The organism is Enterocloster alcoholdehydrogenati, from assembly GCF_013282095.1.
GTDB lineage: Bacteria > Bacillota > Clostridia > Lachnospirales > Lachnospiraceae > Enterocloster > Enterocloster alcoholdehydrogenati.
Genome location: NZ_BLTJ01000011.1, coordinates 118095 through 138993, shown reverse-complemented (window position 1 = coordinate 138993; position 20899 = coordinate 118095). Strand labels below are relative to the sequence as shown.

Genomic DNA, 20899 nt, shown 5'->3' with positions numbered 1-20899 from the left:
TGTGCGTTCCCTATATGGGATACAGATTTTGTATCTGTACGGCAAGGCTCAAAGCCCTGCATTGCACACGCAGTTAAGATTGTATTTGTGCCAGTAGTATTGCTGCGCCCATTCGGGCCAGTATATTACTGGCTTTTTTTATTTTTCGGGGTTTCCCCATCAGCGAGGATGACATTGGTTCATAGGCAACTATGGACAACAGGCGTTTTGCCCTTTGTCATGCTCGCTTTTTTGTCGCCCAAATGCCGGAAACGGCTTTGAGGATATATCAAACTACAGAAAGGCAGGTAACACGCATGAATGTAAAAAAGCGAAGGCAGGAGCCTATGGCAAAAAGGAAATGGCCTTTGGAGGACTGGCAGCATCAGAAGGTGCCCAAATCCAGCCAAGTCCATAGTCCAATGATTCGAGTACACGCTATTCCCCGCCGAACACGGAGGGGGTGCTAAAGATGCCGGCGAGCAATGTAGCCGCCGAAAAGCGAAGTCAACCCCAAATTTTGGTGGAAACGGCGGGCCTGTCCGAAGAGGAATGGCTTGCATACCGCCGGAAAGGGATTGGCGGCAGTGATGTGGCGGCTCTGCTGGGAATTTCACCCTGGCGGACGGCAAGAGACCTCTACTTTGACAAGTTGAATATCGTAGCGGTCGAAGATAATGAGGACAACTGGGTTGCTCTGGAAATGGGGCACCTGTTGGAGTCGTTGGTGGCGAAGATATTCCAACACCGCACAGGGTACAAGGTCTATCAGATCAAAAAAATGTTCCAGCACCCACAGTATTCGTGGATGCTGGCCGATGTGGACTATTTTGTGGAATTGCCGGATGGCAGTACCGCAATTCTGGAGATTAAAACGACAAATTATAACGCAAGGGATAACTGGTGGCTAAACGGTGAAGAAACCGTTCCCGTCTATTATGAAGCCCAAGGGCGGCACTATATGGCCGTCATGAATGTGGACCGCTGCTTCTTCTGCTGCCTGTATGGCAACAACGAGGAAGAAACCATTATTCGTGAAATCCGGCGGGACGAGTCCTATGAGGAGGAGATGATTTTCCTGGAGCAGTATTTCTGGGAAAACCATGTTCTTACCAGGACGCCGCCGCCCTATACCGAAGATGGTGATCTGGTGCTTGAAAGCGTGCGCCGGCATACGGGCTCTGCAGATCAGGACGCTCCCGTTGTAACGCTTGATTTGAGCCTGACAGCCAAATTGATGCGCTATCTCCAGCTTCAGGAGCAGAAGAAACTCACGGAAGCGGGCAGCAAAGAGATTGAGGCGGATATGAAGCGGCTGAAGGCGGCGCTGGTCGCAGAAATGGGCAAGAGCTGCAAGGCCGTTTGCCAACAGGATGGGGTGAACTATATTGTCACCTACAATCCAGTGAGAAAGCCCGGCATTGACAAAGACAATCTGATGCGGCTGAAGCTGGACCACCCTGATATTTACGAGCAGTATGTAACCGTTTCAGAATCCCGAAGGTTCAGTGTGAAAATTGATACCAAGGCGGCATGAGAAAGGAGGAAAATGATTTGATCCATAGAGGAACTTATGATGGGACAATTTACCATAATCCTGCAAATAAGTTCTGCATCATCAGTGTAAAAACTGCGGACAAGGATGTACCTCAAGAAGCCAGGTCTACCCGCCGGCACAAGGATCATCTGATTCGGTTTGTGGCTACCGGCTACGAACTGCCCCGCACAGATGCGGTAGAACTGGAACTGGATGGCGAATGGAAAAAAGGAAAGTATGGGATGCAGCTTCAGGTGGAGCAGTGGCATGAAATTGTCCCTCAAACCAAGAGTGGAGTGGAAGGCTATCTGGCCTCTGGCCTTATCAAAGGCATCGGGCCGGCGCTCGCCAAACAGATCGTATCACGCTTCGGCGTGGAGACACTGGACATTCTGCAAAATCGCCCGGAGCGGCTGCTGGAGATCAAAGGCATCACGGAGAACAAGCTGGAGGCCATCAAGACCTCATATGCAGAGAGCCGGATGCTGCAAGACCTGATGACGCTGCTCTCCCCGTTCAAGATTACACCGAAAACAGCGCAGAAGATTTATCAGTTTTTCGGCCCGGCCAGCGTGGACATCTTGAAAAAGAGTCCGTTTGAGCTTTGCCAAATATCCGGTTTTGGCTTTTTAAGGGTGGATGCCATCGTTCAGAAAAACGGAGGCGACCTGCGCGCCCCTATGCGAATCAAAGGCGCCTTGTTCTGGGCGTTGGAGGATAGCAAGGGGAAAAACGGACATTTGTTTTTGACCAGTGAGGCTTTACAAAAAGAGGCGCTCCAATTACTCAACGCTAAAATCCCTATTCCTTCGCTTCGGCTCCATGCACAAGAGGTCAGCGATGTCCTCGAAGATATGATCCTGCATGGAGAGGTCGTATCCGTCAAAGGAGGCATTTATCTTCCTCGTGTATTTGCACAAGAGGATGAAACTGCCCGCCGGATTGCGATGCGTGTGGTGGAGCCTCCCACCCCGGAGAAGATCGAACAAATTTTGGAGCAGGTCAAACGAGAAATCGGACTGGCCCTGTCCTCAAAACAGGAAGCGGCTGTGTATGCAGCCTATCGTCACAATCTTTCCATCATCACAGGCTCCCCGGGTACCGGCAAGACAACGGTGCTGAAAACAATTCTGGAGGTTTACCGCCGCCTGCATCCCCAAGGAGAGATCGCCTTAATGGCGCCGACAGGCAGAGCCAGCCGGCGTATGGCGGAAAGTACCGGGGTTGATAAGGCCAAGACGCTGCACAGCATTTTGGGGCTCGCCAGCGAGGAAGATGAAATAAAACGCAACAACACCCAAGAGCCGCTTTCGGCCGATTTGATCATTGTGGACGAGTTTTCCATGGTGGATATGTGGCTGGCAAATAAATTTTTCTCACGCATCAAAGGTGGAGCACGGGTCATTCTTGTCGGAGACCCGGATCAGCTTCCCAGTGTAGGCGCCGGGAATGTGTTCCGTGAACTGATTGACTGCGGCCTTATCACCGTGACGGTGCTGGATCAGATTTTCCGTCAGTCCAAGGACAGCCTGATTGCCTACAACGCCAAATTCATTAACGAAGGCAACACCAAGCTGTACTACGGCCAGGATTTCGTTTTCATGGCAAGCAACAATCAGGCGGAAGCCGCTGAACGAATTGTTGCCCGCTACTGCCGGGAGATCGAGGAAAGTGGGATTGACCGGGTGCAGATTCTGTCGCCTTTCCGCTCGGACGGCGCGGCCTCTGCGGAACAGCTCAACGAAGCGATCCGCGAAGTGGTCAACCCGTTTCGTTCCGCCGAGGAAGAAATCAAAATCGGCGTCAAGGTATTCAGGGTCAATGACCGGATCATGCAGACCAAAAACACTGCCAAGGTATCCAATGGCGACCTGGGATTCATCCGCTATATCAAAAATGATGAAGATGGAACTCGCGTTGGACTTGACTTCGGTGTGGGCCGTGAGTTGGAGTACGGCATAGAGGATATGGTCAATCTGGACCTCGCCTACGCCACTACGATTCATAAAGCAATGGGAAGCGAGTACGATACGGTCATTATGCCGCTCTTAAAGGCACATACTGTCATGCTCTATCGAAATCTGCTCTACACTGGCATCACCCGCGCAAAAAAGCGTGTGGTGCTCATCGGTCAAAAGCAGGTATTGTTCATGGCAATCCATCGCAATGAGATCGGCAAACGCAACACGCTTTTGGGTGAACGCATCCACCTGTACTATAAGGCGTATGCCCGGCGGGCAGGTATCCCCGTTCCGGCGAACTTGGAAAAAGAATTGAAGCACGCAGGCTAAAAATGTGACGCAAGGTGCAGAAAAACGCCCAGCGTCCCCTATTTATTATACAGGAAGGAGTTTAGAAGATGAGTGACAACAACAATAATGCAAAAACGATGTACGAGGCCGTTCCTGCCGCTGCGGAACTGAACAAGGTACCGGGGTTCGACCCGCTGAAGTTCCTCCGGCGTGCCGGGGACTCCATGAAATTGGACTTACCCTATCAGAAACTCTGGTTCCGAATGGCACACCCCAATGGGCGTATGCGTCTGACGGCCATGCGGATCACGGAGCAGATGGCGATTTTTGAGGCCAAGGTATTTCTGGACCGCAGTGACGCGGAGCCGTTCAGCGTGAGCGTTGCCCAGCAGACCATGCAGGATAGCAGGGACTTTGTGAAGGCAGCTCAAAATGAGGCGTTGAGCCAGGCCCTTTCGGACGCCGGATTTGGCATCCAGCTTGTGAGCGCCGACACTCATGCCGCTTCCGTACAGAAAGCGGCGCCTGTGAGTAAAACGCAGCCCTCTGCCATTACTCCGCCTGTGAGCACTGTGTTGCCGCAGGAGCCCTCCAGCGCCTCGCAGAAGGCCGCTGTTCTTTCCGAGGGTAATTCCATTTCCGGGGGCACACAAACGCCACAGAGGGCATCTGAAAACGCGGAAACAGCAAGAACGAAGATTCAGCCCGCAGAAACTCCAGCCAAGGGGCAGAGTTTGCCGGTGAGCCCTACTGCAAACACGGATACACTGCCAGCGGGATTCGCACCAACGGAAGAACAGCCGGAAAACAGTAAGGCGGCGGAGGAATTACCAATTCATCTCCCTGCGGAGGAACTGCCAGTTCAGCGCCCTGCAGAGGATCTGACGGCCACCAAGGAGGCACAGGAGGTCCCGGAAGCCGAAATCGTGCAAGAGGCCCCTGCATATACCCCGGATATGCCTGTAGAGGATATTCTGAAGGTGATGACGCTGGAACAGGCACAGGAGGTCGTTGTGGACAGCGGTGTGTGCCGGGGGCTGACTATTGCAGAAGTGGCGAAGAAGCGGCCTGTCAATCTGCGTTTCTATTTGACTCCGGGCAACAAAAGCAAGGACAACATCGTTCGGGCTGCCGCCCAGCTGGTCCTCAATTCACTTCAGAAGGCCGGTTGATGCGAAGCCCTGGCTCGGGTATGAAGGGAGGAATGACAAATGGGCTCATACCCGGATGAATTTCCTTTCGGCATCATGGAAGTTGTCAATCTATTAAACCTGCGCATCAGGCGTCAACAGGCGAACAGCGTCTATGTGGACTGCCCGTTCTGCGGTGACCGCCGGGGACGGATGAATGTCAATTTCGTCAAGAATGTCTGGCGGTGCAACCACTGCGATGCACATGGCGGAATGCTGGCGCTGTATGCTGAACTTAACCATACGACTACATCCGATGCCTACTGGGAGATTGCAGAAGCTCTGTGTGACAATATCCAAGAGGAACACGCACGCTCCGGGAATGAAGCCCAACAACGGCCGGCCAGCCCATGCCCTTCAACTTCGGGGGCCTGGGCTGCCCCTGCCGGTCATTCTTCTTCCGAGCGAAAAACAGTACCACAGTCGAATAAGGCCAGTCCAGCGGAGATCCACCAGACGCTATCCCTGCTGCTTGCTCAACTTACGCTGCGGCCGGCGCATCGGGAGCATCTGCGCTCCCCTAAACGCGGGCTGTCTGATGAACAGATTGACGCACTGGGCTTTAAGAGTACCCCACCGCCTTTTCTATGCCGGTCTATTACAGAACGGCTGATCAAGCAGGGATGCAAGGTGCAGGGAGTGCCGGGCTTTTACCAGGATGGCGGTGGACATTGGACTATGGCTTTTTGTCAAAAGACAGCCGGCATCCTGATCCCTGCCATCGGCTTTGATGGCATGTTGCAGGGATTCCAAATCAAACTGGATATACCGCTGAAAAACAAGGATGATCCGCCGGAAAAGCCGGGAGCAAAATATATCTGGTTTTCGTCTTCCTCAAAAAAGAACGGAACAGGATCGGGCAGCCCGGTACATCTGGTAGGAAATCCATCTGCCCGTGTCGTTTATGTGATTGAAGGTCTTTTGAAGGCAGACATCTCCTATTGCCTGACCGGGCGCACTTTCGCCGCGATTGCCGGCGCCAATAACACCAGTCCGTTGGACGCTATGTTCGCGTTGCTGGCGCAAAGTGGCACAGAGGAGATCATCGAAGCCCACGACATGGACAAGTACAGCAACAAAATGACCATGGCCGGGGCATCTAAAATTTATTTAATGGCGCAAAAGCACGGCATGAATTGCCGGCGGTTGACCTGGAATCCCAATTATAAAGGGTTTGATGACTGGCAGCTGGCTTTGCGCCAGGGCAGTCAGCGGCAAAAGGAAATTGAAAAGTTAAGTTTCAAAGAGCAGTATCTGCGCGGGCTGTGCGAGCTGGCCCACATTGAGGACTGCGTGGAACAGTGGCAGCACCGGGCCGAGCAAGACATCGGACTGACAGAGTATCTGGGGCTGACGGGGGAGGAACATAAAACCTTCCTGTGCGGCGGCCGGGACGCTCTTGCCGCCCTGTTGGAGCCACAGCGGCGAAAACAAAGGTTTGTACTTTATCAACTTCAACTGGACGAAGAGAACGCGATCCCATTTGCTTTCAAGGATATTACAGCGTTAAAAGCGGCTGGTTATGAACAGCCGCCTGCGGCGATGTACTATGTGGCAGGAAGTGGAGAAATCTACTGCCCAGCGGAGGAATCGGATGACGCACTTTTGAAGCGCCTGTTTGCCGACTGCCGGGAGCGGCTGCCTGAAGGCTGCCGCGGGCGGCCGATGGCGATTTCTGATGTAGTGGAACTAAATCATGGTACCAAGCGGGCGTATTATTATGTAAGCGGACAAGACCAGTTTAGACAAGTAAAGTTTTCCCCTATGCTCGCAAAGAAGGAAATTCCAGAAAAGACATAAGAGAGGTTTTGATGGTTGTCGTGAGTGAGACAAAGGAGAGCCAGCTTTTGGCGCTCCTGGAGCAATGCGTCCATCTGGACGCTGATGTGCGGCCCCGTAAAGAAAAAGGCTTTTTTACGGTGACGGTTCCGCCGCCGTGGAACGATCCGGCGCGCAGGGCGGCTCAAGCAATACAGGATCAAATCAAGGAATGGTCAAAGCAATATCCGAATGTGGTGTGTTACTGCTTTGACGGTTACAGTACATTGGTTTATGTGCTGTAAAAGAATGTGGCAAAGGCATGGGATGGGCATTGGCCTGTTCCGTGCCTTTTTTATGAAACGACGGAAAGGAGATCACTATGGGATATTTTTCAGAAATGGCGCTGAATAAGCAGGAGGAGCTCGGACTTCCCGCAGAACAGGTATCGGCTGGAAACGCCTTTGAGGATGAGGAAACTTTTGACGAGCTGCCGGTGCCGTCGGCCAGCCGTTCAGCGGCTTCCCCTACCGTGGAAACGCCGCCATCGCCCGCATTTGATGCAGACGATGAGGCCGAGGAATTGGAAGACATGAACGGAGACAATGCTTCCGAGGCAGCGGACACGGATGGGGATGATGCCGGTAAAGAGCAGGAGGCGCCCGCCAAGGCCGATGCAGCCACCGATGCGGACGAGGAAAAACGCCGTGCCGAGCATGAGGCGGCTGAAGCCAAGCGTAAAGCAGAATGGGAAGCCCGGCAGGCTGAAAAGAAAAAGGCCGAGCAGGAGCAGCTGGAGCGTCTGGCCGCGATGAGCGACGACGAGGTGGTGAACGCCTCCATGCAGCGGGTCAGCGCAGATACAGAAAAACTGACCCGGCGCAACATGAAGGAGTGTGTGGCAGAATTTATCCAAACCAAGTGCCTGGAGGATATTACTTTCGCACGCCTCACCATGCACCCGCGCAAGTCAATGATCCACTGTTTCCAGTACATCAGCCGCAAGGCGTGGGACTACATTCAGGATGAACTCAAAGCAAGCGGCATTCAGCCAGGTCCGGGCAGCCAAGGGTATGGCTGTGATGTTCCGGACGATTTGTGCTACCAGTGGGCAGAGGATTATTTCCGCGACCCAGACGCCAAAGAGGATCATAAGGAAGAAGAAAAGTTTGTACCGAACCCCTACTATGGAAAAGATTTCGCCAGAACCACCAAAAAGAAGCAGAAGGAAAAGAAAAAGGCAGAAGCCAAACCGAAGCCTGTGCAGAAGGAAAAGCCTGCCAACGATGGTCAGCTGTCGCTGCTGGATCTCGGCATGACAAAGGCAGGTTAAGGGGGTGCAGCATGATTGCATATAAAGGATTTCTTCCCGGCCTGATTTGCAGAGGTTACCAGTTCAGGATGGGACTCAATGTAACGGAAAAGGCCAACTGCGCTCATAATGGCTTTCACTGTGCTGAGGATCCGCTGGATTGCTTGCGCTATTACGGAGATATAAACCACGCAGAATACTATATTGTCGATGCTGGCGGAGACATTGACGAAGATGGTGTCGATTCCAAAATTTCCTGTACAGAGTTGACAATTTTGAAACGGCTGACAAAAAAAGAACTCTTCCTCCATGGCCTTGCTTTTATGGCAGACCACCCGAAGCGGAAGTGGAACAGCAATATAAAGGCGGACAAAGCTGAAGCGTGGAATGGCTATGCAGCGGTGCGCGGCGCCGACCCTATTGCAAAAGGGACTCGGAACGGAGATGTACTTGCGTTTGCAAAAGAGGACGGCACTACCGGCGGCATCCAGCAGATCGTGGTGGCGGAGATCGACGGGAAAACGCTCCAACCAGGAATTTGGTATGGAGTGGAGCTTGAAAAAAGGATGGTGAACTAAATTGAAGAAATCTGCACTTCTGGCAATGCCGAAATTGACGGCAACGCCGGAGATGAAACAGGCAGCAATAGCAGATGAGCCGAAACAGCATGAAAACCCCTATGGCTATCGCTATGTTGAACGGACCTACTATCCATATATGAACTGTGTCGTTCAGGATGGCATCCTCAAAGCGGCTTTTTATCTGCCGGAACATCTGCGGCTGGATGGCAACAATCCTGCTTATGAAGTGTTCCTTGACAAGAAAGCGCACCAGTTTCTGACTTACGACCATTTAGAGAAAAAATGGCGGGACGCCAAACTGGACAGGCTGAATTGGCCGGGGAGAAACTATTATGCCACCTGCTGGGCCAGTGAGAAAGATGCTGCCGTAGTACAGGACTATCTTTGTGGGGAACGCGGCGGTGATCTCGGTATCCTTGATTTTCAGAGAAATGTACGGGACGAACAGTTGGAGCAGAGGCATAAACGAATTACCGGCGCGTGGGATCAGGATCTGGCTCAGGTGCCTGAACTGCCCAAGGATTGGATGCGCTGGATTGATAAGGTGGCTGTGCGGGAAAATTTCATCTTCTATCGCTATAAACGCGGCGGAGCCCAAAACGGTTATTGTACCTTTTGTGGGAAAGAGGTCCCTATATCCGGGCATCCATATCACAATAAGAAAGGACGCTGTGCCTGCTGCCGGCATCCCATTGTATTCAAAGCCCTGGGGCGCGCCGGGTATATTCGGACAGAAAAGGACTATGCTTATCTGATTCAGCGGTGCAAGGATGGCTTTGTTCTCCGTGAATTCTGGGCAGAGAGGACTTACTGGAAAGACAGTCTGCCCTCTGGAAAGCCTTACTGGCATGAGTTTCGCCGTTCGATTTATGACCGCAGTGGAGAAATACGCTCTTACTATTGGGGCGTGTATTGCCAGCGGGAAACACGCTGGATTTCCGGTAATCCCTGCTACTATAGTTACTGTGGCAATCAGACAGGCAGGGTCTATGGCAAGAGCCTTCCCTGCATGGAACAGAAGGAGCTGTTCGGCACTGGCCTTGTGCAGTGGATACGCACCCATCCGGTGACTGATCCGGAAAAGTATTTGGCTGTTTGGAAGCGGATGCCGAAGATGGAGCAGATTTGGAAGGCAGACTTGCCGAGGCTGACAAAAGAATGCTTTGAACATTGTGATTCTGTGCGGGAACGGATACTCTATCCAAATGAGACGCGACTGATTCGAGCATTGGGATTAGACGGCCCCAAATTCCGCCGTCTGCGGCAGATAAATGGCGATACGGAAGACCTGGCATGGTTGCAGCTTGAAAAGCGGACCAATCAACGCATACCGGATGAACTGTTTCGCTGGTTAAAAAAAGAACGGATCAGCGCCAAAGATATTCTGTTCATCGCGGACCGCATGAGTCCGATTCAGATCCGAAACTATCTGCAAAAACAGAAGCCGTATTTTGACGGAAGTTGTCGGCAGGCGTTGACCACATGGCAGGACTACCTTGCTATGGCAGAGCGTCTGCATATCGACACCAGCGATGAAATTATCTATCGTGCGCGTAAATTGCGTCAGCGGCATGATGAACTGGTTATCCAGTGTGAGGCTGGAAGCCTGGAGCTTCAAGCAGAGAACATGGACAAGAAGTACCCCCATGTTCGCTCCATCTGCGAGGAATTGCAGAAAAAGTATGCCTATGCAGATGAAGATTATCTGGTCATTGCCCCTCAAAATACTTTTGATATTATCAAAGAGGGACGGATGCTTCACCATTGTGTCGGAAATGACGGCGCCGGCGAACGGTACTATGACCGCATCGAGCGCCGGGAGAGCTTCATCATGTTTCTGCGCCGAGCGGAGGAACCAGAAGATCCCTATTACACACTGGAGATCGAGCCGGACGGCACTGTGCGTCAAAAACGCACGCTGTTTGACCGCCAGCACGAGGACATCGAGCAGGCGACGGAATTTCTGCAGAAGTGGCAAAAAGTCATTGCGGCACGGCTTACAGGCCAAGATTTGAAGCTGGCCGCGCAGAGCCGCGTCCTGCGCAACGAGGAGTTTATCCAGATGAAGAAAGATCGGGTGGTCATCCATACCGGGCACCTTGCCGGCCATTTGCTGGCAGATGTGCTTTTGGCTGACTTGATGGAAAACAAAGAAATCGTGCAGCAGCAGGAGCTCCCTGCGGCTGCATGATACAGGTGCAATGGCCGGGCGTCCTTTGAGGGCGTCCGGCCAACTGTTGCAAGGAGGCTTTATGAGAAAAACATCTTTTGAGTACCACATCCACGGTTACCGCTATGCACCGGAGAGCTTCCACATCTATAAAGGACTGCCGGGGCAGGAAAAGACGGAGCTCCCCCTGTCGGATGAGCAGCGTTATCAGATGGGGTATCTTTATCTGACACAGGGCATCAAGAGCGCCGTAGACTATGTGAAGCATATCGAGCGGGAGCGGGAACGCAAGTGCCGCCTGTATATGACCTACGGCTTTATGCTCAAAGAAAATCCGTGCAGTTATGTGTACTGTGCGGACCTGCGATGCAGGGAGAACGACCCGCCGGCGGTGCGCCTGCAGACCCTGCGCGCATTCCGGGAGCATCTGGCCCAGAGCGAAGGCCGTATTGAGCAGAGCGTGGAGTGCGAACTGGATGGGCGTTACCGCCCTATCCATATGCGAAAGAATTATGTGACTGCGGACTTTGACCGGCCCATTGTGGTCTGGCTGAATATCAGATAGAAGGAGAAGAAAATGAAACAGATTGGAAATTTAGCAATCGTCTGCGCCCAGCGGCCTGATGTGTTGATGCAGATTTACGGTGGGACCGTGAGCATCCATGTGGGCGAAGGGCCGGAGCGGGCCACCCTCTCCACTGCGTGGGAGGATGACGACACCATTCAGGACATGATCAGGGAATTAAACTTTGGGCGCTATGCCGCCCATCCACGGAAGAAGGAAGAAGGTGCAGCATGATTAAAAATTTGAATCAGCTCAAACGCAGGTTGCGGCCGGGCACACGCCTGGAGGTCACCGGCCACTGCCGGCCCGGATGCATCGGCCAACTGCGGGAGGTTACATGGGTCAATACCCAGGGTGTTTACACCAAAATCCTCAATCCGCCCGATCCGCGCATCAATGCGGCAAACGATGGACGGGGCTCCATAATGTGGTGGGGTGCAGCCAGCACCTGGTCATTTGAGGACGGTGTGTGCAGTTCATATATGAATCAAACAAAGACGGCGGAAACGCTGATTATGGCGTTCCGCGTTTTGGATGAGGAGGCGGCCTGATGGAACAGAATACTTTGAGAAAGCAGCGGGAGCTGACCGACCGGCTCAACCGCTACCGCAACGAATACTATAACTACAACAATCCCAGCGTCAGCGATGAGGTCTATGACCGGCTCTTTGACGAACTTCACAAACTGGAACAGGAGACGGGCATCCAGATGTCGAACTCTCCCACTGTCACCGTGGGCTATCCCGTGGTAGGCAAGTTAGAGAAAACCGCCCATAAAATCCCGCTTCTTTCTCTGGATAAAGTAAAAAGCAGCGTGGATTTGTGCCGGTTTATGGGCGAGCATCAGGTGATGATCATGCTCAAGTTGGACGGCCTTACCATCAAACTGACCTATGAGAACGGCGAACTGGTGGAAGCGGCCACACGGGGCGATGGTGATGAGGGTGAGATTGTCACTCACAACGCCAGAGCAATCAGTGGGATTCCAGCCCATATTCAGTACCCGGGGCGTCTGGTAGTCACCGGTGAGGCGTTTATCCGTCCCCGTGATTTCGAGCGTCTGAACACTTCGATAGTGGATGAGAATGGTGAAACCTACAAGAATGGCCGTAATCTGGCGGCTGGCTCGGTGCGCCTGCGGGATGCCGGCGAGTGCATGGAACGGTGTGTGACCTTCATGCCCTTCAATGTTCTGGAGGGTTTTGATGACCTGCCCCGCAAGTCGGAACGCCTCAAAGAACTTCGGCCGCTGGGCTTTACCCCGTGCAAGTATCTGGTGACGAAGCGGCCATTGACGCAGGCGGAGACCGAGGACGGCATCAAGCAGCTGCAGCAGTATGCAAAAGACAGCGATATTCCCATCGATGGCATCGTTGTAACCTACAATGATATTGCCTTTTCCAAAAGATGCGGGCGCACAGGACATCACTATAAGGACGGGCTGGCGTTCAAATTTGAGGACGAGCTGTTTAAGACAACACTTCGTTCCATCGAGTGGACGCCGGGACGGACTGGTGAGATTGCGCCTGTAGCCATCTTTGCTCCAGTAGAAATCGAAGGATGCGAAGTGACACGGGCCAGCCTGCACAATCTGTCCTTCATTGAGGACTTGGAGCTGATGCCGGGCAACCGCATACTGGTCAGCAAGCGGAATATGATCATTCCGCATGTGGAGGAAAACATGGACAGGGGCGGTTTCAATCTGGAAGCGGCGTTCCCGCACCAGTGCCCCTGCTGCGGCCAGCCTACCCGCGTTCATGAAACCAAAGGGCGGGATGAAAACGGCAAGGAGCGGATCATCAAGACCCTGTTCTGCGACAATGCCACCTGCGAGACACGGAAACTCAAAAAGTTTGTCCATTTTGTCAGTAAGAAGGCGATGAACATTGAGGGACTGTCCGAGGCGACGCTGGAAAAACTGATTGGCCGTGGATGGATTCACAGCTATCTGGATCTATACCGGCTGGATCAGCACCGGGATGAAATTATCCGCATGGAGGGCTTTGGTGCAAAGTCCTGGCAGCGTCTGTGGGATGCTGTCCAGCAGAGCCGCAACACCACCTTTGAACGGTATGTGATTGCCATGGACATTCCCATGATCGGCAACACAGCCAGCGGTGTTCTCTGCCGGGAGTTCCATGGCAGTCTTGAAGAATTTCGGGACGCGGTTTATACGGGCTATGACTTCCGCCAGCTCCCGGATTTTGGAGAGACGCTGCACAACAATATCCATGAATGGTTCTGCAATGAAGAAAATTTTTGTATTTGGGAGGAATTACAGATGATGATGAACATCCAGAAGCCGGCCGCGGCCAACAATCAGGCAGTCGGCCAGGACACTCCATTTGCCGGGAAGAACATTGTGGTGACAGGCAAAGTAGAGCCCTATACCCGCGATGAGATGAACAGCCTGATCGCCTCTCTGGGCGCTGTGGCCGGCAGTTCGGTGAGCCGCAAGACCGATTATCTGGTCTGCGGTGAGAAGGCCGGCAGCAAACTGTCCAAGGCACAGGAGTTGGGCATTCGGGTGCTGACGCCGAATGAGTTTTTCAATATGGCTGGTGTGGCTTAAAAGAAAACAGGTCAAAAAATAACAAGGGAGAGGGCTGCGGGTGCGGTCCTCCCCTTCTTTATCGGCAAAGGAGATGTTTCAGCATGAAAGGCAGTTACTTTGTTCCGCAGGTGGGGCAGGTTTATCAAAACCGAAATGACAGGAGTTATCTATGCCTGTCTGTGGAAAAAAGGCCCCTATTAAACGATACCACCGCACAGATGCGGCGAACTTCTGATGGATGGACTCTGACGGCTCATGGTCTTATCCGTTATGAAGATGGAACGATTGAGTGGAATTACTCTACTGGAGGCAGATGGAGCGAATCAAAGTGAGGAGGGAGCGAAGATGAATAACGAATTTCTGCCAGCCTACAAGGTATATCAACAGGCCATTGATCTTGAACTGTACTATGCGTTTGTAGATCTTGTCGTACACACCTCTCAAGAAGAAAAAGCCTGGGAGATCTATCGAAATATTGTGGACACGCAAATCTGGCAACAAAAGGAAGAAGAACAGAATTATTTTGAAGCCTATAACCTCCGTTACCCCGGCGAGGTCCTGGAACGGTTTGAAGAGAAGCTGGGAAAAGATGTCCGCATTATTCGTGCGTTGGCGCTGGCGCTGGGGAAAACCCGTGCGCTTCAGTCAGACAATATGTTTGTTGGAAATCAGCGCGGCAGTTTTCTCCAGATGGTCCGTCGGACTTCCAATGGAGATGTGTACCTGCAAGGGGCTCTTTATCTGTTGGAAACAGATATGCCCCGCCGACACGCCCTGCTGGATGAACTGGCTGCCACAGAATATGCCAAGACCGAGGATGCCTTGTTTGTCCTGTCTCTGTTCGATGACCAGGAGGAAGGGTACCGCACTATGCACAGCCAGCTTCTCCGATTGCTGGGGAATGAACGCACGCTTTCCCTGCCTGAAAACTGCGGCGTGCTGGAATGGCTGGTCCAGCATTATGCTCCGTATATCAAGTCGTATCGCGGAAAGCCAGATCTTGTTTTGCGAACACTGACGAAGTTTTTCAGAATGAACATGAAACCGGACAGCCGGGAGTTTTCAATCCTGACAGACGCCGGCTACAGCGGTCAGGAAATTATACTGACCAATTCCCTTTGTGTGTGGGCAGACAGAATCCGGGACAGGATCTCCTGGAACGGGACCACCGCAGAAAAAATCGCATCGGCGTGCTGCCAAATGCTCTTAAACCAATCGGATGGACTGTCGGAAGGGCTCTATGCCTATGTTGGATGGTTGTTTGGCCGCTATGAAAAGTTTGCTGTCCAGTACAATGGGTATCCAAATCTCTGGGAGGCGGTCAAAAAAGAACTCACACCATCCGCACCGCAGACAATAATCTGGATGCTGAAAACCATCAAAAAGGAATTCCCGTATCGCTTTGACGCCTTTGACCCCCAGTACAATATTCTGGCAAAAGAAGTGCCGCAAGGCGATTACTGGGAACTGTTTACAGATCAGATGCTCTGCTCTTGTGGAAAAACGCCAATCGTTCAATGGCTGGCGAGATACCGGGAATTAACGGGCGTCGATTACTGTGATGGCTTTCAGGAATGGCACCGTTCCTCCGATAGAGCTTTTGCCCTGCTGGTAGAGAGAAAAGAAATCCGGCTGTGGCAGTTTTTTGAACAGCATCAGGGAGACGGCCCCTCTGCGCAGCCGATGAAACTGCTCTTGGGGTATGCCATGAATATCTCCAGCTGGCAGGGCTTCCGTTTTGTACGGCGTCTGCTGCAGAAATACACCCCAGTGCAGCTCCAGAAGTTTTTTGGGGAGCGGTTTTTCTTTCATGAACTTTTTGTAAGGGGTAATCGGTACAGCAGCAGAGACTATGAGTTTTTTATCAAACGCTCTTTCCTGACAGAAGAGCAGCATCGGCAGCTCTTTGAATGGATCGAGGCTTCTTTTTTCCAAATGGAGCCGAAATGCTATCAAGAGTTTATCTGGTGCGCTTTACAAGATTCGGATGTGCAGCGGCTATACGACAGGCGGCTGCTTGCGTCCGTTTTGCGAAGCCTTTTATCCAGCGGGAAGTACACAGGTGGCCGTGCGGACCATCTAAAGGAAAAATTCTACAGTAAGGAAGAGCTGGAAGCCGATCAAAAAGCCGACGCTGAAAAAGCGGAACGGGAGGAACGCCTTCGCCGGGAGCAGGAGCACCAGAAGAAATGCGAACGGTTGGAGCAGACCTATGACGGTACGATGTCTTCTCTAAAAGAGTTTACAAAAAGTTTCTATTACGATAGGGATGTGAAAGAAGCCCTGGATATGGTGTACGAAAAACTGCGGGAACAGCCTGCAGGCTGTGCGGCGGCATTTGAAGCGGACGAATTAGAACACTTCTTCAAACTGTGCGGTGATTTGGCACGAAACAATCCAGGAGAAGAGCAGAAAATTTTGAATATGGCGAGAACAATGATGGGAGGTCTTGCGGCATGATCTATGCGGAAAAGCATTTATCTTTGTTGTCCCGAATGGAGCGCGATGGGCTGCAACTGCGTTTCACTGGAGAATTTCCAGAAGAAATACTGGATCAGACCTGTAAAAAAATCGAAGATATGGGCCTGCAAGAGAAGCTCCGCAAGGAAGAAGCCACGCAGATCCAGAGGGAATTGATTCAAGTTCCAGAATTTGCAGAATTGTATCAGGCCCTGTGCGCACAGGGAGTAGAGGTATCTGTCATCCATACGATGCTCCAATCGGCAAGAAGCTATCAGGAGCACTTGTCCCAATATCCGAAGGAACAGGTGCTGGGGGCGGCGGCACTGGATCTCAAGCCTTCCCTGAAATTTGAGTACATGAAGCATTACCAGCCGCTGGTGCGGTATGAAGAAGAGGAACGGGCCGTTGCAGACAACCTGGATACCTTCCCTGTTCTGGAGTGGCAGGAAATCTCTCCGCTGACGGAACATCAGCGGTCAATGATGCGGCTGCCGTTTCTTGGCGCTTATCTATTCAACTGGCACGACCATGAGCGGAAGGCTGTAGAGCTGTTGGAGCAGAATCTGCCCCTTCAGAAAATCCTGATGATGAACTATGTGTGGGGAGTGGAGTTGTTTCTGGATGCGGACAGTCTGAAAAATCTCAAATGGCTGCAAATGCCGGATGTAGAAAAATTCCGCCGACTGATGGAAGCCTTCGAGTATGATGCGGAAGATTTATCGGAATTCTGGACGCTCTGGCTGGAAAACCGGGCCGGACAATATGATGTCGAATGGTGGCTGAGTCAGCTGTTGCCCATCAGCAAAGAGCGGCGGCAGAAAATCCTGCAAAGCAGGCTGAGTTATCTCAATGCCCTTTACGCTGGCTGCCTTCACATCAATTTTGAACAAGTAGAGTATTTTCAGGTCCAGCTCCTTATCTATGCGGTGGAGCACAAGAAAAAGCATTTTTTGAATCTGGTGAATCAGAACAGCGAACTATTTTTCTCGCTGGGGCGGTATTCGCTCTTATTTGTGAGCGGTTTCTGCGAACGCTGTAATCTCAATTCGCTGACGGTTAAGAACTTAAAGGACAGTGATTCTATTGAACGGACAACCAGCTACTTTGAACTTTTGGAAGAGGGCCAGCAATATACCTTTGAGGAACTGCGTCTGCTGTGGCACCAAGAGGAAGTATATGTAAGACTGTACGCCAAACTCTCCCCGCTCTCCGTGGACCAGAGGATGCTCACAATCCGGCAGCTGATAAAGCGGGATCTTGTCAGCCAGAATATCGGAGACGAGGCGCTGGAACAGGCAACTCAATGCTTGCTGGAAAAGCCGTTTGGAGCTTGGTATGAGAAAGATTTCGGGCATATCCGGGGACTGACGCGGCAGACTGCAATGCTTATGCTGCAGCACTATCCGGAGATTCAGGCATTTATCCCGGAATTTCGGACAGAGGCGGATGCGGTTTTCGCGGTCAGCAACGCTTCCAAGATCACAGGCTTTTCAAACTGGAGTCAGGTGTGCGGCTCAATACTGGTTACCGATCAGAATTGGGCCTATCTGAAAGAAAACATGGGATTTTCCGAGGAGTTCGTCCGCGAGTATCAGCCGGGGATTGTGAATTTCCTGCTCCGGGGCGGCAGCTCGATGGTCCGCCCGCTGTATAACGAATTGCAGTATAGGAACGAAAGTGAAAAAAACTGCGAGGCGCTCCGGCGTATTGTACAGGCAGAGCTGATGGGCCAGTTCTATAAACTGAAATACTTTGCTGGTGATTTGAAGCAGGAAATCCATTACCCAATTCAAGAGGCGCGGGAAGATGTCTGGAAACAGAATCTCTCTTTGACCAGACTGGGCCTTATGGCGAAAGAGGTGGATGATTTTTACCACACAATCCGCATGGGCGAGCTTCCGCACTTTACCTGCTTATCCTGCTATCAGGGCAGCCAGAGGGACTGCCTTTTAGCCGCATTCGATAGCAACAAAAAAATCATTCTGGTTTACAAAGACGAGAGCGTAGTAGCACGGGCGTGTCTCCGGCTGACGAAAGGCTCTTTCCAGCAGCCATCAACGCTCAATTTTGAATTTGCTGATCTGTCCAAAGAAGATGTTCCCACAGGCAGTCACGCATACAGTGAGAAGCTGGTGCTGTTTCTGGAACACATTTATACCTCTGGATTGAAGAAAAGTGAAGAGACGGCGGCAAAAGAAATGGTAGTGGCACTGGCAACGCAGAAAGCGGAAGAACTCGACGCGGTTGCGGTGCTGTCAAATCAGTATCGCGGATGCTATCCCAGTGGGCGGTATGTCAGCGCCCCAATCTATATCTACATCTCAAAGTCCAAAAATGGGCGCCAGTATCTTGACTCTCTGGGAGGCGCTGCAGTGACTTTGGCAGAGGAACAGTATAAGCAAGAATCGTTTTTGGTAGAACGGGCCGCACTGGACCGAGCCCATGCGGCATGACAGGAGGTTTCTTTATGATGTTTGACAGTGTTTTGGTAAAAGTATCCTGCAGTGAAGAACTGCTGTATCTCCACACCATATCCCGGAGGCATAAATCCCCGTACCGCTTTGCAATCCTGCGTGATACGCTGGAGCAGTTGGAGCGGGAGCCGGGGCGTCAGATCATCGTGGCTGACTGCGGCTGCTATGCCGCCCTTCGGCTCACACGGGCACTGGACGGCGAGATGCTGGTGATCCGTTTTTCCTGGCTGCAAAGCGCCGGTGCGGACAGCCTGCGCGGCTATGAGGAGTGGGTGCGGCTGCCCTACCGCCGCTTCCACGAGTGTGTGGAGGCCGGGACGGATATGGCCGGATGGAACTGGAGCCAGCTCTCCGTGCCGGAGAAGGTGACCCGCCGCTTTGAATTTCACAGCAGGCAGAATCTCCATCAAATCGCCCAGCGGCCGCTCCTGCGGCACAAGCTGGGGAAAACTCTGGAACACCATTTCCAGTGGCGGGATGCGGAGAAGATCCTCATTTATGATGACGGTGCGCCGTACAGCTTCTTCTTTGAAGAGGTCACGCCCCGGGGCACGGGAATCTGCGGCGGCATCATTCTGCATGGTGCGGATAACCTGCAGAAAGCCCAGTACAGCGTCCACACCTAATTATAACAGGGAGGTACATACCATGACGATTATTAAAATAAATGGCGGCTTCTGGGGATGGGAGCCAATAGAGACGCTGGAGCGGCTTTATCCGCTGTTTGAGCAGTACACATTGGACCCGATCTATGAGTGGTATGGAAATTTCGTAAATCGGAAGCCGGAGTGGCAGCGGTCAGAAGAGCGTCAGGCGTATCAGGGCTGCACGGTAATTTCGGGGCGGTTTCTGCATTATGGGAACTTTTTCTATATCGTCACCGATGAGGAAGAACTGATCCAGCGTTTTGAGCGCCTGGTGGCGGACAACAAGGCCACACAGGCATACCAGGACGAGAGGAAAGTCTGCTTCCCGTGCAGCGAGTGCAACCAGTGGTCGGCTGCCAGCGGGCTCTGCGGACTGACTGGCCGTTATAGACAACCCCAGTGGGAGTGCTTTGCGCGATATGTTCTGCCGAAGGGGAAAGTCGAAGGTGACGGCGCAAATATGCGCATTGAACTTCCGATCCCGGAAAAGGCAGGAAAGAAAGCGGTGCTTATCGGCCGCGGCCAATGGGAGGTTTAACAATGGATTGGAGCAAAGTCCACAGGAAACTCGCTGGCCGCTTCAGGCTTCTGGAGCGCCGAAATGAGGATGGAGATTGTGTGATTCACTGTTTCGGCTCTTTGGGCCAAACGGGAGTGAATAACGATGATGTTCGCTATATATGCGGCTTCTATAGTCTTCCCTATAGAGAGGACTGGCGCAGAGAAGAAGCCCGCGATGCCGGCGACAGTTTTTATATCCTGATTAAGACGGATGACTGAAAAGTGCTTTGTCTGCCCTTATCAAAAGCATAGGGCAGAATCCGTGTAAATTCGTAACAGGGCCGGGCGGAGGAAAATTCCTCTACCCGGCCCTTCTTTTTGGGGCTGACATGGCCCGTGTCAAATCAAGCGAAATCATTTTACGGTATTTCATAATCGGACGGCCGTATGCTCTTTTGGTCTCAATTTTCTATTATACTTCGACCTCATCTTCTTGTGTTTTGATATGCTGTGTGGTACTCTTTTACCATACGCACATCTTATTTATGCACAAAGGAAAGGTGATCTTAAAATGGCAGAAGCCGAGAACAAGCGTCAGCGCCGTACCCCGCAAGAGAGAGCGAATGAACTGGATGAAAAAATCACGAAGATAAATCAGTCCATCAATGAGCTGGAGGAGAAAAAGAAAACTGTTGTAGAAGAGTACGATGCGAAGATCACCGCAGCAAAGGAACGCATCAAATCTCTGGAGGCAAAAAAGCAGGAGATCCTTGCTCCCAAGGCTCCCCGAAAGCCCCGTAAGACGAAAAAGCAGAAAATTCAAGAGATTGTGAAGCTGGCAATGAAAAACGGAATGTCCGTAGAGGAAATTGCTGGGCAGCTCCATGTGGAAGTCGAAAACTGAATAGTTTTGATA

At 52.1% G+C, this 20899-nt stretch carries 19 protein-coding genes; all 19 read left to right on the top strand.

Features of this window, described 5'->3' with window-relative positions; all coding sequences use genetic code 11:
- The first annotated feature begins 451 nt into the window (after positions 1-451).
- Entirely contained in the window at positions 452-1516 is a 1065-nt protein-coding gene (locus HW447_RS13430) for a YqaJ viral recombinase family nuclease (protein ID WP_024738477.1), read from the top strand.
- Between the two features lie 17 nt (positions 1517-1533).
- Positions 1534-3807 carry an SF1B family DNA helicase RecD2 gene (gene recD2 / locus HW447_RS13425; RefSeq protein ID WP_024729784.1) on the top strand — a complete coding sequence of 758 codons (2274 nt, stop codon included), beginning with the start codon at positions 1534-1536 and terminating at the stop codon, positions 3805-3807.
- Positions 3808-3875: 68 nt separating this feature from the next.
- Positions 3876-4940, top strand: coding sequence for a hypothetical protein (locus HW447_RS13420; protein WP_024738476.1), 1065 nt, complete (start codon positions 3876-3878; stop codon positions 4938-4940).
- A gap of 39 nt (positions 4941-4979) precedes the next feature.
- Positions 4980-6758, top strand: coding sequence for a YodL domain-containing protein (locus HW447_RS13415; protein WP_024729785.1), 1779 nt, complete (start codon positions 4980-4982; stop codon positions 6756-6758).
- Between the two features lie 11 nt (positions 6759-6769).
- Positions 6770-7021 carry a hypothetical protein gene (locus tag HW447_RS13410; protein WP_024729786.1) on the top strand — a complete coding sequence of 84 codons (252 nt, stop codon included), beginning with the start codon at positions 6770-6772 and terminating at the stop codon, positions 7019-7021.
- Positions 7022-7098: 77 nt separating this feature from the next.
- Positions 7099-8049, top strand: a complete 951-nt coding sequence (locus HW447_RS13405) for a Cas9 inhibitor AcrIIA9 family protein (protein ID WP_024729787.1) — start codon at positions 7099-7101, stop codon at positions 8047-8049.
- Between the two features lie 11 nt (positions 8050-8060).
- Entirely contained in the window at positions 8061-8606 is a 546-nt protein-coding gene (locus HW447_RS13400; RefSeq protein ID WP_024729788.1) for a DUF7666 domain-containing protein, read from the top strand.
- Position 8607: 1 nt separating this feature from the next.
- Positions 8608-10800 carry a PcfJ domain-containing protein gene (locus HW447_RS13395; protein WP_024729789.1) on the top strand — a complete coding sequence of 731 codons (2193 nt, stop codon included), beginning with the start codon at positions 8608-8610 and terminating at the stop codon, positions 10798-10800.
- A 61-nt stretch (positions 10801-10861) separates the two neighbouring features.
- Positions 10862-11344, top strand: a complete 483-nt coding sequence (locus tag HW447_RS13390; RefSeq protein WP_024729790.1) for a hypothetical protein — start codon at positions 10862-10864, stop codon at positions 11342-11344.
- A gap of 12 nt (positions 11345-11356) precedes the next feature.
- Positions 11357-11578 carry a hypothetical protein gene (locus HW447_RS13385; protein ID WP_024729791.1) on the top strand — a complete coding sequence of 74 codons (222 nt, stop codon included), beginning with the start codon at positions 11357-11359 and terminating at the stop codon, positions 11576-11578.
- Positions 11575-11895: a hypothetical protein gene (locus HW447_RS13380; protein WP_009257976.1), complete on the top strand. Its 321-nt coding sequence runs from the start codon at positions 11575-11577 to the stop codon at positions 11893-11895. The genes HW447_RS13385 and HW447_RS13380 overlap by 4 nt, the downstream gene beginning before the upstream one ends.
- Entirely contained in the window at positions 11895-13916 is a 2022-nt protein-coding gene (gene ligA, locus HW447_RS13375) for an NAD-dependent DNA ligase LigA (RefSeq protein ID WP_024729792.1), read from the top strand. The genes HW447_RS13380 and ligA overlap by 1 nt, the downstream gene beginning before the upstream one ends.
- Positions 13917-13999: 83 nt before the next feature.
- Entirely contained in the window at positions 14000-14230 is a 231-nt protein-coding gene (locus HW447_RS13370) for a hypothetical protein (RefSeq protein ID WP_118438871.1), read from the top strand.
- A 13-nt stretch (positions 14231-14243) separates the two neighbouring features.
- Complete coding sequence (locus HW447_RS13365) at positions 14244-16358, top strand: hypothetical protein (protein ID WP_024729793.1); 2115 nt, start codon at positions 14244-14246, stop codon at positions 16356-16358.
- A complete protein-coding gene (locus HW447_RS13360; protein WP_024738474.1) occupies positions 16355-18814 on the top strand; it encodes a hypothetical protein in 2460 nt (819 codons plus the stop codon). Before HW447_RS13365 ends, HW447_RS13360 begins: the two co-directional genes overlap by 4 nt.
- Positions 18815-18828: 14 nt before the next feature.
- Positions 18829-19461, top strand: a complete 633-nt coding sequence (locus tag HW447_RS13355; RefSeq protein WP_050001706.1) for a hypothetical protein — start codon at positions 18829-18831, stop codon at positions 19459-19461.
- A gap of 22 nt (positions 19462-19483) precedes the next feature.
- Entirely contained in the window at positions 19484-20020 is a 537-nt protein-coding gene (locus HW447_RS13350) for a hypothetical protein (protein WP_009257981.1), read from the top strand.
- Positions 20021-20022: 2 nt separating this feature from the next.
- Positions 20023-20262 carry a hypothetical protein gene (locus HW447_RS13345; protein ID WP_024729795.1) on the top strand — a complete coding sequence of 80 codons (240 nt, stop codon included), beginning with the start codon at positions 20023-20025 and terminating at the stop codon, positions 20260-20262.
- A 292-nt stretch (positions 20263-20554) separates the two neighbouring features.
- Positions 20555-20887 (top strand): hypothetical protein, encoded by a 333-nt coding sequence (locus HW447_RS13340; RefSeq protein WP_024729796.1) that lies wholly within the window; start codon positions 20555-20557, stop codon positions 20885-20887.
- Positions 20888-20899 lie beyond the last annotated feature (12 nt).

Excerpts from the sequence above, each read along its gene's own strand:
- HW447_RS13360 (WP_024738474.1), top strand. The coding sequence starts at position 16,355 with ATGATCTATGCGGAAAAGCATTTATCTTTGTTGTCCCGAATGGAGCGC.
- HW447_RS13340 (WP_024729796.1), top strand. The coding sequence starts at position 20,555 with ATGGCAGAAGCCGAGAACAAGCGTCAGCGCCGTACCCCGCAAGAGAGA.
- HW447_RS13385 (WP_024729791.1), top strand. The coding sequence starts at position 11,357 with ATGAAACAGATTGGAAATTTAGCAATCGTCTGCGCCCAGCGGCCTGAT.
- HW447_RS13370 (WP_118438871.1), top strand. The coding sequence starts at position 14,000 with ATGAAAGGCAGTTACTTTGTTCCGCAGGTGGGGCAGGTTTATCAAAAC.
- HW447_RS13410 (WP_024729786.1), top strand. The coding sequence starts at position 6,770 with ATGGTTGTCGTGAGTGAGACAAAGGAGAGCCAGCTTTTGGCGCTCCTG.
- ligA (WP_024729792.1), top strand. The coding sequence starts at position 11,895 with ATGGAACAGAATACTTTGAGAAAGCAGCGGGAGCTGACCGACCGGCTC.
- HW447_RS13345 (WP_024729795.1), top strand. The coding sequence starts at position 20,023 with ATGGATTGGAGCAAAGTCCACAGGAAACTCGCTGGCCGCTTCAGGCTT.
- HW447_RS13400 (WP_024729788.1), top strand. The coding sequence starts at position 8,061 with ATGATTGCATATAAAGGATTTCTTCCCGGCCTGATTTGCAGAGGTTAC.
- HW447_RS13350 (WP_009257981.1), top strand. The coding sequence starts at position 19,484 with ATGACGATTATTAAAATAAATGGCGGCTTCTGGGGATGGGAGCCAATA.
- HW447_RS13380 (WP_009257976.1), top strand. The coding sequence starts at position 11,575 with ATGATTAAAAATTTGAATCAGCTCAAACGCAGGTTGCGGCCGGGCACA.
- HW447_RS13415 (WP_024729785.1), top strand. The coding sequence starts at position 4,980 with ATGGGCTCATACCCGGATGAATTTCCTTTCGGCATCATGGAAGTTGTC.
- HW447_RS13355 (WP_050001706.1), top strand. The coding sequence starts at position 18,829 with ATGATGTTTGACAGTGTTTTGGTAAAAGTATCCTGCAGTGAAGAACTG.
- HW447_RS13365 (WP_024729793.1), top strand. The coding sequence starts at position 14,244 with ATGAATAACGAATTTCTGCCAGCCTACAAGGTATATCAACAGGCCATT.
- HW447_RS13430 (WP_024738477.1), top strand. The coding sequence starts at position 452 with ATGCCGGCGAGCAATGTAGCCGCCGAAAAGCGAAGTCAACCCCAAATT.
- HW447_RS13405 (WP_024729787.1), top strand. The coding sequence starts at position 7,099 with ATGGGATATTTTTCAGAAATGGCGCTGAATAAGCAGGAGGAGCTCGGA.
- HW447_RS13390 (WP_024729790.1), top strand. The coding sequence starts at position 10,862 with ATGAGAAAAACATCTTTTGAGTACCACATCCACGGTTACCGCTATGCA.
- HW447_RS13420 (WP_024738476.1), top strand. The coding sequence starts at position 3,876 with ATGAGTGACAACAACAATAATGCAAAAACGATGTACGAGGCCGTTCCT.